General features: G+C 66.9%; 8 protein-coding genes and 1 pseudogene. 5 read left to right on the top strand and 4 right to left on the bottom strand.

What is annotated here, in order from left to right; genetic code table 11:
- The 3 genes and pseudogenes from AB4Y86_RS06015 to AB4Y86_RS06005 form a co-directional block, all read right to left on the bottom strand.
- Positions 1–207, bottom strand: a pseudogene (locus tag AB4Y86_RS06015) (hypothetical protein); the annotation flags it as partial.
- 284 nt (positions 208–491) lie between these two features.
- Positions 492–878: a hypothetical protein gene (locus AB4Y86_RS06010; RefSeq protein ID WP_441400987.1), complete on the bottom strand. Its 387-nt coding sequence runs from the start codon at positions 876–878 to the stop codon at positions 492–494.
- Positions 879–1,319: 441 nt separating this feature from the next.
- Positions 1,320–1,868 carry a YceI family protein gene (locus AB4Y86_RS06005; RefSeq protein WP_441400985.1) on the bottom strand — a complete coding sequence of 183 codons (549 nt, stop codon included), beginning with the start codon at positions 1,866–1,868 and terminating at the stop codon, positions 1,320–1,322.
- A 213-nt stretch (positions 1,869–2,081) separates the two neighbouring features.
- Between AB4Y86_RS06005 and AB4Y86_RS06000 the strand changes: the two genes are divergently transcribed.
- The 5 genes from AB4Y86_RS06000 to ccsB are packed head-to-tail and all read left to right on the top strand — an operon-like array spanning position 2,082 to position 7,104.
- Positions 2,082–2,747, top strand: a complete 666-nt coding sequence (locus tag AB4Y86_RS06000) for a histidine phosphatase family protein (RefSeq protein WP_441400983.1) — start codon at positions 2,082–2,084, stop codon at positions 2,745–2,747.
- 2 nt (positions 2,748–2,749) lie between these two features.
- Complete coding sequence (locus tag AB4Y86_RS05995; RefSeq protein WP_441400981.1) at positions 2,750–3,361, top strand: TlpA family protein disulfide reductase; 612 nt, start codon at positions 2,750–2,752, stop codon at positions 3,359–3,361.
- A gap of 16 nt (positions 3,362–3,377) precedes the next feature.
- Positions 3,378–4,133, top strand: coding sequence for a cytochrome c biogenesis CcdA family protein (locus AB4Y86_RS05990; RefSeq protein WP_441400979.1), 756 nt, complete (start codon positions 3,378–3,380; stop codon positions 4,131–4,133).
- Complete coding sequence (gene resB / locus AB4Y86_RS05985) at positions 4,133–6,010, top strand: cytochrome c biogenesis protein ResB (protein ID WP_441400977.1); 1,878 nt, start codon at positions 4,133–4,135, stop codon at positions 6,008–6,010. The genes AB4Y86_RS05990 and resB overlap by 1 nt, the downstream gene beginning before the upstream one ends.
- 5 nt (positions 6,011–6,015) lie before the next feature.
- Entirely contained in the window at positions 6,016–7,104 is a 1,089-nt protein-coding gene (gene ccsB, locus AB4Y86_RS05980; RefSeq protein WP_441400975.1) for a c-type cytochrome biogenesis protein CcsB, read from the top strand.
- Between the two features lie 612 nt (positions 7,105–7,716).
- Here ccsB and AB4Y86_RS05975 read toward each other — a convergent pair.
- Entirely contained in the window at positions 7,717–8,157 is a 441-nt protein-coding gene (locus AB4Y86_RS05975) for a hypothetical protein (protein ID WP_441400973.1), read from the bottom strand.
- Between the last annotated feature and the right edge of the window lie 693 nt (positions 8,158–8,850).

Below are 8,850 nucleotides of genomic sequence, written 5' to 3'. Positions count from 1 at the left end.
GTACTGCGGGGCCGTCGGCTGCTGTCCGTAGCCCGGCGCCTGCTGCCCGTACTGGGGCGTGGTCTGACCATACTGCGGGGCCGTCGGCTGCTGTCCGTAGCCCGGCGCCTGCTGCCCGTACTGGGGTGCGTTCTGGCCGTACTGCGGAGCCTGCTTGCCCGACTCGGGTCCGTCCGGGCTGGAAGGCTCGACTGGCGGGTTACTCATGGCGGTCCTTTGCATTTCGGTGGCGGGATGGGTTACCGGGACCGGTGTCAGAACCCGCCCCAGCGTGGTTTAACTCCACCGTACCCCGGGGCCACTGAGGTTTGGGTCATTCCCCAGAGGTATTCTCGGCCAGCGCCCGCCATCGTCGTGCGGTGCTGCAAGCAGGCCGCCGAAACGGCGAGAGCCGCTCCCACTTGGGGCCGCTCTCAAGTCCGGCGCGGACTACGCCCAGATGTACTCTTCGGCGATCGCCCCGTCCCTGGGATCGTTCTCTGATTCGGGGACTAGAACCGGCCCTTGAAGGCGTTGAACCACGACTGCGAGTTGGGCAGCCACATCAGGACGGTCGCGGCCACGCTGATCACAAAGCCGGGCCAGCTGCCGCCTCCCGCGATGCCCGTGCTGAAGGCTGCGAGGACCAGGCTCACGCCGGCGGCGATGGTTAAGGCGAATCGGGCCCATTCCCAGCCCTCCTTCATCTTCATCGCGAGCGTGACCTGGGCCCCCGCCAAGGCGAGCGCGATCAGAACCAGCAGCATTAGCAGGATGCCCGCCGGCGGTGACACCACGAAGAGGACCACGGCGCCGAAGAGCCCGATCACTCCGGCGAGAAGTCCCAGCAGGCCYCCAACCACCCAAACCCAATAGGAGATCTTCAGTTCCGGGGGCATCGACGGGAGTGTAAAGATTCCGGAATAGCCACCCGCCGGCCAGACTTCATGGAACGTGCGCGGCCGGTCGGCAGGCCACTCGAAGCGGAACCCGCCGGGCCGGCCGGGACCGCCTGACTCCTCCGACGCCCTGGCCGGACCCGGCTGTTCCGCACTGGCGGGTGGGACGTTTCCCGGCTGCGGGGGAGTGCCGCGTGGCTGTTCGGGCTTGGGGACGTCACCGGTGTTGCTCATGATTTTCACTTTAGACTGCGGGACCAGCGCTTCCTAGCAACCTCCCGCGGCGGTGCGGAGTCCGGCCAAACACCCCCCCGATGGAGCGCGCCGGATGCCGGACCGCCTAAGCAAGACACCCCGCTCCATCCAGGGATGGAGCGGGGTGTCTGAAGCGTCTCCGACGGTGGCCGGAACAGCCTGTCCGCCCTCAGGGGGCGGCACGGACTACGCTGCGGGGGCGATGAAGGCCAGTTCGAGGTTGATGGCAACCTTGTCGCTGACCAGCACGCCACCGGCGTCGAGGATAGCGTTCCAGGTCAGGCCGAAGTCCTTGCGGCTGATGGTGGTTTCGGCGGTCAGGCCGGCGCGGGTGTTGCCGAACGGGTCAACGGCCACGCCGTTGAGCTCGGTCTCCAGGGCCACCGGGCGGGTGACACCCTTGATGGTCAGTTCACCCACCAGTTCGTAGGCGTCGCCCTTGGGGACAATGGCGCTCGAGACGAAGGAGATTTCCGGGAACTTCTCGACGTCAAAGAAGTCCTCGCCGCGGACGTGGCCGTCGCGGTTGGCATCGCCGGAATCGAAGCTCGCCGTCTTGATGGTGGCGTTCACCTTCGAGTCACTGACGTTTTCGGCGAGGTCCAGGGTTGCGTCGGCCTCCTTGAACTGGCCGCGGACCTTGCTGATGCCTGCGTGACGGACGCTGAAGCCGATTTCGCTGTGCGAGGGGTCGAGGGTCCAGGTGCCGGTGGTGAGGTTGGCGGGAAGTGCCATGGGGTTCTCCTTGGGTCGGGTGGGTGGTGCACAAGTTCTACTGAGCGTGGGTCGAAGCCCTATTTATTGAAGCCTCAACTAACCGCTTCACCCAGTATAAACATGCATTTGCATCTTTTATTCCGGCGTTGGGGAACATTTCTTCAAAAGTTTGAGTTCTACTTCTCGTAGAAGATTTCGCCATTGCGCCTGCCCTTTGAGAAACTGGTACACATGCCCCAAGCCACTGTTCATTTGCTCCGCCACGGCGAGGTCCACAACCCCGAGGGTGTCCTGTATGGCAGGCTGCCGGAGTTCCACCTCTCCGAACTGGGCCAGGAGATGGCCCGGACGCTGGCAGAGCACTTCAGCGAACGTGCCGCGCAGGGTGCCAAGATCGTGCATCTCGTAGCCTCCCCGTTGACCCGCGCGCAGGAAACCGCCCAGCCGATCTCGCAGGCCCTCAACCTTGACATCGTCACGGAGGAGCGGATCATCGAGGCTGCCAACTACTTCGAGGGCCTCCACGTCTCCAAGGCCGAACTCCTGAGGCCGAAGCACTGGCCGATGCTGCGCAATCCGCTCCGGCCGTCCTGGGGCGAGCCGTACCGGGAGCAGGCCGCGCGGGTGACCGCGGCCGTGCAGGATGCGCGGCTGCGGGCCATCGAACTCGGCGGCGACGGCGCAGAGGCCATCCTGGTCAGCCACCAGCTGCCCATTTGGGCCGCCCGGCTCAGCGCCGAGGGCCGGCCGTTGTGGCACGACCCGCGGAAGCGCGAATGCACGCTCACCTCCGTGACATCGCTCGTGTTCGACGACGCCGGGACGCTGCTGCGCGTGGACTACAGCGAGCCTGCCTCCGCCCTCCTGCCCGGTGCGTCCAGCACCCCCGGGGCCTGAGCATGTTGGGAAACGACCCGCGGCTGACCCGCCGCAGCCTCCTCACCGCCGGCGGCGGGGCGCTGGCCCTCGTGCTGGGGCTCTCCGGCTGCGCCCAGGAGGACGCCCTGGCCAAGCAGGCCAAGGCGGGTGACAACAAGAACTACGTCGCGGGTGACGGCTCGGTGACCGAATTCGCCGTCGCCGACCGGAAAAAGCCGGTGGACATCAAGGGGACGTTGTTCGACGGTACCGCCGTCACGGCGTCGGCCTTTCCGGGCAAGGTCACGGTACTCAACTTCTGGTTCGCCGCCTGTGCCCCGTGCCGGGTGGAGGCGCCGTCGCTCGAATCGCTGCACCAGGAGTTCAAGGGCCAGGGCGTGCAGTTTTACGGCGTCAATCTGCGCGATGAGAAGCCGACGGCGGAAGCGTTCGACAAGACCTTCAACCTGACGTATCCGAGCTTCAACGACAAGGATGGGGCGGTCCTGCTGGCCGTGTCCGGACTCGTTCCGCCCGGCGCTGTCCCCACCACACTGGTGCTCGACAAGCAGGGCCGGGTCGCGTCCCGGGTGCTCGGCGAAATCCAGAAGGGCACCCTCAAGTCCCTCATCGCCGCCGCCGTGGCCGAGTGATCGAGTAGATGACCCCGTGAACAGCCCCTTCGCCGAAGCGATCCTGAGCGGATCGCTGCTGCTCGCCATCCCGGTGGCGCTCTTGGCCGGCCTCGTCTCCTTCCTCTCGCCCTGCGTGCTGCCGCTGGTGCCCGGCTACCTCGGCTACGTGACCGGGCTGACCGGCGTCGACCTGCAAAAACAGAAGCGCGGCCGGATGCTCGCCGGAATCGGGCTGTTCGTACTCGGCTTCTCGGTGATCTTCGTCCTCCTCGGCGGCGCTTTCGGCCAGCTGGGAACGCTGATCACCGGCTCGCAGAACGCGTGGATCACGCAGCTCCTGGGCCTGCTGGTGATTGTGATGGGCGTGGTCTTCATGGGCGGCTTCGGCTGGCTGCAGCGCGACGCCAAGATCCAGGCCAAGCCGCCGGCCGGGCTGTGGGGAGCGCCGCTGCTGGGCATTACGTTCGGCCTAGGCTGGGCGCCGTGCATCGGCCCCACCTATTCGGCCGTCCAGCTGCTGAGCCTGTCCGGCGGTTCCTCCGCGGCGAAGGGTGCCCTCCTGGCCTTCGTGTATAGCCTTGGGTTGGGCATTCCGTTCCTGCTGATCGCCCTGGCCATGCGCCGCGGCGTGGGCGTGCTGTCCTTCTTCCGCAAGCACCGGCTCGCCATCCAGCGCACCGGCGGCGGCATCCTGATCGTGCTCGGCGTGCTGATGGCCAGCGGCGTATGGGGGGCCTGGGTTTCCGGGCTGCAGTACTGGTTCCAAACCGATGTGACATTGCCGATCTGATGAGCGAGCGAGTGAACGTAAAGAAGAAATCCCCGGCCCCCGGCACGCCCGAAGCCGGTACGCCTGAACCCGGCACGCCTGAACCCGGCACGCCTGAACCCGGCACGCCTGAACCCGGCAGCAGCCCCGCCGGGGCCGTTTCCGCGGCCAAGGCCGGCGCCGTCGTGCCCACGCTTGGTCCGCTGGGCATGCTCCGCTGGGCATGGACGCAGCTGACCAGCATGCGCACCGCGTTGTTCCTGCTGCTGCTGCTGGCCGTCGCCGCCGTGCCCGGATCGCTGTTCCCGCAGCGGCCGACCAACCCCGCGATCGTCACGCAGTACATCAAGGACCACCCGGACTACGGCAAGATCCTGGACTCGCTGCAGCTTTACGACGTGTACTCCTCAGCGTGGTTCTCCGCCATCTACATCCTGCTGTTCATCTCGCTGATCGGCTGTGTGGTGCCCCGCGCTATCGCGCACTACAAGGCCCTGCGCTCCCAACCCCCGCGGACCCCTGCCCGGCTGTCCCGGCTGCCCGAATACGGCACCCTGGTTATCCCCGCCGACGCCGGGATCCCGGCGTCGGGCGCCATTGATGACGCCGCAACGCTGCTGAAGAAGCGCGGCTACCGCGTTGAGGTCCGGGACCACGACGGCGCGCGGCCGTCGCTCGGAGCGGAGCGCGGCCTCTTCAAGGAGGTCGGCAACCTTGTCTTCCACACCGCCCTGATCGGCGTGCTGGTATCCGTCGCGGCCGGCGGCCTGTTCGGCTATAGCGGGCAACGGATCCTGGTCGAGGGGGACACCTTCGTGAACACCCTGGTGGGCTACGACCAGTTCAGCCCGGGCACAAATTTCCAGAGTAGCCAGTTGCAGCCCTACTCCATCCAGCTGGACAAGTTCCAGATCACCTTTGACCGCGAATCCAAGGGCAAGTTCGGCCAGCCGATCGACTTCACGGCCAACGTGACCACCAAAGAGAACCCGGACGCGCCCGCCAAGCAGGAGGTGCTGAAGGTCAACGATCCGCTCAGTCTGGGCGGCACCAGCATCTACCTCACCGGCAACGGTTACGCCCCGGTGGTCACGGTGCGCGATGGCGCCGGCAACGTCGCCATGCAGGGCCCGGTCGTGGCCAAGCTGCAGGGCGACAACTACTACTCCTCGGTGGTCATCAAGGTCCCCGATGCCAAACCGGAGCAGCTCGCCTTCGCCGGCTTCTTCCTGCCCACCGCGTTCGTCACGCCGGAAGGTGTTTCCTTCAGCGGCGATCCCGACCTGTTCAACCCGCAGCTGACGCTGAATTCCTACTACGGCGACCTCGGATTGGACAGCGGCTCCCCGCAGAACGTTTTCGAACTCGACGTCAAGAAGCTGACGCCGCTGAACGCGCGCAACCTGCCCACCAAGGGCATCGTGCTGACCCCCGGCGCCACGCAGACCCTCCCGGACGGCAAGGGCACCATCACGTTCGATGGCGTGAAGCGCTACGTCGGCGTCGACATCCACCACAACCCGGGCCAGGCTTACGCGCTGTTCTTCGCGCTGCTCGCCGTCGCCGGGCTCGTCACCTCGCTCTACGTCAACCGTCGCCGCGTCTGGGTCCGCACCGGAACCCACGCGGATGGCCGGACCATGGTCGAGTACGGCCTCCTGGCCCGCGGCGAGGACCACCGGCTCGCCGGGGAAGCGGCCGCGGTCCGCGCCCTGCTGGCGGCCGCCTGGCCGCTGGACGACGCCGATTCCCAGCCCGCTCCCAGCGCCAAGGCGGATAATGGCCGCGCGGAGACCGGCGCAAGCGGTCCCGCGGGCACCGCGACGTCACTGGAACACCCCACAGCAGACTCCATCCAGTCCATAGCAGGCTCGCCTGCGTCAAAGAAGGATCAGTAATTCCGATGATCAACGAAACCATGGGCCAGTACAGCGAGCTCTTCATGCTGCTCGCCGCCGGTACCTACACGGTGGCCTTCATCGCGTTCGCCTGGGACCTGGCCAAGAGCAGCAAAACCCTGCGCGCGGTGGACCTGAAGGCGGCGGAACTGTCCGGCGCCGAGGTGGCCCGGGTCCCGGTGGGCGCCGGCGTCGGGGCTTCCTCCGCAGCCGTTGACCGTGCCGACTCCGACGTTAGCGGCCCGGCCGGGCGCGCCGAGCGTCCGACGTCGTCCGCGGCGCGCAGCGACGGAGCCGGGCAGACCGCCGACGGCGCCATGCGCTACTCCGCCGAACGGCGCGTTCCGGCCCGGGTGGCCGTCGCCCTGACGGTGCTGGGTGTCGCGATCCACGCCGCGGGCGTCATCACCAGGGCCCTCGGCGCAGGCCGGGTGCCGTGGGGCAACATGTACGAGTTCCTGACCACCGGCGCGTTCGTGGCCGTGGCGGTCTTCCTGCTGGTCCTCATCCGCCGCGACCTGCGCTTCCTGGGCACCTTCGTGGTGGGCCTCGCGATCATTATGCTCGTTGCAGCCTCGGTGGCGTACTGGACGCCGGTGGGGCACCTCGTCCCGGCGCTGCAGAGCTACTGGCTGGTCATCCACGTCTCCATCGCAGTGCTGTCCTCCGCCCTCTTCACCCTGACGTTCGCAATGTCCGCGCTGCAGCTGGTCCAGTCGCACCGGCAGAAGACCATTGCCGCCGGCGGGGCCGACAAACTGGGCTTCATGCGCCTCGTGCCCAACGCCCTGAGCCTGGAAAACCTGTCCTACCGGATTAACGCGATCGCGTTCGTCGGCTGGACCTTCACGTTGATGTTCGGTGCCATCTGGGCCGAGAAGGCCTGGGGCCGGTTCTGGGGCTGGGACACCAAGGAAGTCTGGACCTTCGTGATCTGGGTGGTCTACGCCGGTTACCTGCACGCCCGTGCCACCCGCGGCTGGACCGGAACCCGTGCCGCCTGGCTCTCGATCGTGGGCTACCTGTGCGTGGTCTTCAACTTCACCATCGTGAACCAGTTCTTCAACGGACTGCACTCCTACTCGGGACTTTAGGGCCGGGGAGTCCCGGGGTTCACGGACCCCGCTGGGCTAGCCGGAGGGCCGCTGCGCTACGTGCGCGGCGGCCCTTCCGTGTTTGGGCGGCATCGTAGGGAGGGCCTCCGCTTTGAGCTCCGGCCGGTTTCCCCATTTTCTAGCCTTCCAATTTGCCAGAGATGGGCGCTATGTTCCACGGATAGCGGCCATTCCTGTCAGATGGGCGCCCGTTCAGGCCGAATCGCACAGTAGACCCCGGCCAGGTCATCAGGTGCCCGCCCTGCGCCTGAGCCCCAAACCAGGTACAGGCAACTAGTTGCCCGTACCTCGTCCGAGCTCACCGGGCCCGAGTCCGGTAGATGGCCCGTCCCCCGTCCAAGCGCTGCCCGTGCCTACCCCGTCGACTTGCCACAGCGGGCCGCTGAGCCGGCGGCTTAGCGGCCATTGCTGTCAAGTGGGCTCCCGGTTCCGGCGCCATGGCAAAGTACTTTCCGGCCAGGACATCAAGGTGCCCGTCCTGCGCCTGAGCGCTAGGCGCGATATTCGAGGGCCGGGCGCAGCCGGGCGGCAGCCAGCCCCGGATGCAGCCTACGTCGTCGACTTGCCACAGTCGGTCGCTGAGCGGGCGGCTTAGCGGCCGTTCCTGTCCGATAGGCGCCGGCCAGAATCAGCCACGGGGCGGGTAGGCTTCGGACCGGGGTCGGGTGACCAGCCGCGTTCCATCAAGGCTGCCCGCACCCGGGTAACTGCAGCCGGCTCCATCCCGAGAGCGAACGGGGTCAAATGCCACTGGGTCAAGACGACGACCCGCCACCCGGCATCCCTGGCGTTCTCATCCCGGAAGATGTCGCCGCGACGCTGGGCAGCACTGGCATGATGTCCGCCGTCGTACTGGATGGCGACCTTTTCTTTCTCATAGGAAAGGTCCGGATCCTGGATCCAGCCCCCGGTCTCGTCGAACATCGGGACGTTGATTCCGGGTTCTGGTAGGCCGTACCGAATCAGGAGCAGCCGGAGCTCGGTCTCCTTCGGGGAGTCCGTGCCGGGGCGCAGCAGAGCTCGGGCACGCATAGCCCGACGGTAGCCGGGTCTGCCTCGCTTCCCTTCTAGATACGCATCCAACCCGCTGCTCGTTGTTAGTGGGCGTCTCCGACCCAGTAAGAAGTCGCCGGCGATCACCAAGTCATCGAGGCTGAGCATACCGGCGAGGTCGAACCACGTCCGCACCGGGGAGGTGCAGCGCACTCTGGTGCCCGCCACGACCTCCTCAGGTTCAAGAGACTGCTGATGGCCCAGAACGTTCTTGCGTCGCACAGCGCGATGGCCAGGCATAGTCGTCAGATGCACGACGGACTCGGCCGTGAGGGAAGCAGGCAGCGGGAATCCCCACAACACAGCCGCGGACAGATGGCTCACGACTGCGCCGGTGGCAGCAGCCAGGCAATGAGCGCGTTCCAGCAAGCTATCCCGGGTGCCGGCCGTCGCGCGGACACCGTAGCAGAGGCTGACGAGATCACTGGCCCGGGTTCGACGTCGGCTCAGGCCTGCCAAGCGGGCCTCGGCCACGGTGAACGGCCTGTTTTGGAGCTGAGGGGGAAGCTCACTGGGTTGGCGCATGAATGAATTCTGCGCCTGACTGGCGCGGGCCAGGGCGTTATCCACAGGGCGGGCAGCGTGTGGGGGAGGAGTTGCGGCTCGTGGGCCCGTATCCTCGCGAGCTGCGGCTGCCCAACGTGGCCGAGAGACGGTCCACCACACTCGGCG

The organism is Arthrobacter sp. 2YAF22_2, assembly GCF_052114645.1.
In the GTDB taxonomy this organism is placed as follows: Bacteria; Actinomycetota; Actinomycetes; order Actinomycetales; family Micrococcaceae; genus Arthrobacter.
Note: the sequence above shows the minus strand (reverse complement) of the source record. Positions and strands in the feature narration are given on the sequence as shown.

Bases quoted from the DNA above. Each gene is read 5' to 3' on its own strand.
- AB4Y86_RS06005 (WP_441400985.1), bottom strand. From the start codon at position 1,868: ATGGCACTTCCCGCCAACCTCACCACCGGCACCTGGACCCTCGACCCC.
- AB4Y86_RS05975 (WP_441400973.1), bottom strand. From the start codon at position 8,157: ATGCGTGCCCGAGCTCTGCTGCGCCCCGGCACGGACTCCCCGAAGGAG.
- ccsB (WP_441400975.1), top strand. From the start codon at position 6,016: ATGATCAACGAAACCATGGGCCAGTACAGCGAGCTCTTCATGCTGCTC.
- AB4Y86_RS05995 (WP_441400981.1), top strand. From the start codon at position 2,750: ATGTTGGGAAACGACCCGCGGCTGACCCGCCGCAGCCTCCTCACCGCC.
- AB4Y86_RS06000 (WP_441400983.1), top strand. From the start codon at position 2,082: ATGCCCCAAGCCACTGTTCATTTGCTCCGCCACGGCGAGGTCCACAAC.
- resB (WP_441400977.1), top strand. From the start codon at position 4,133: ATGAGCGAGCGAGTGAACGTAAAGAAGAAATCCCCGGCCCCCGGCACG.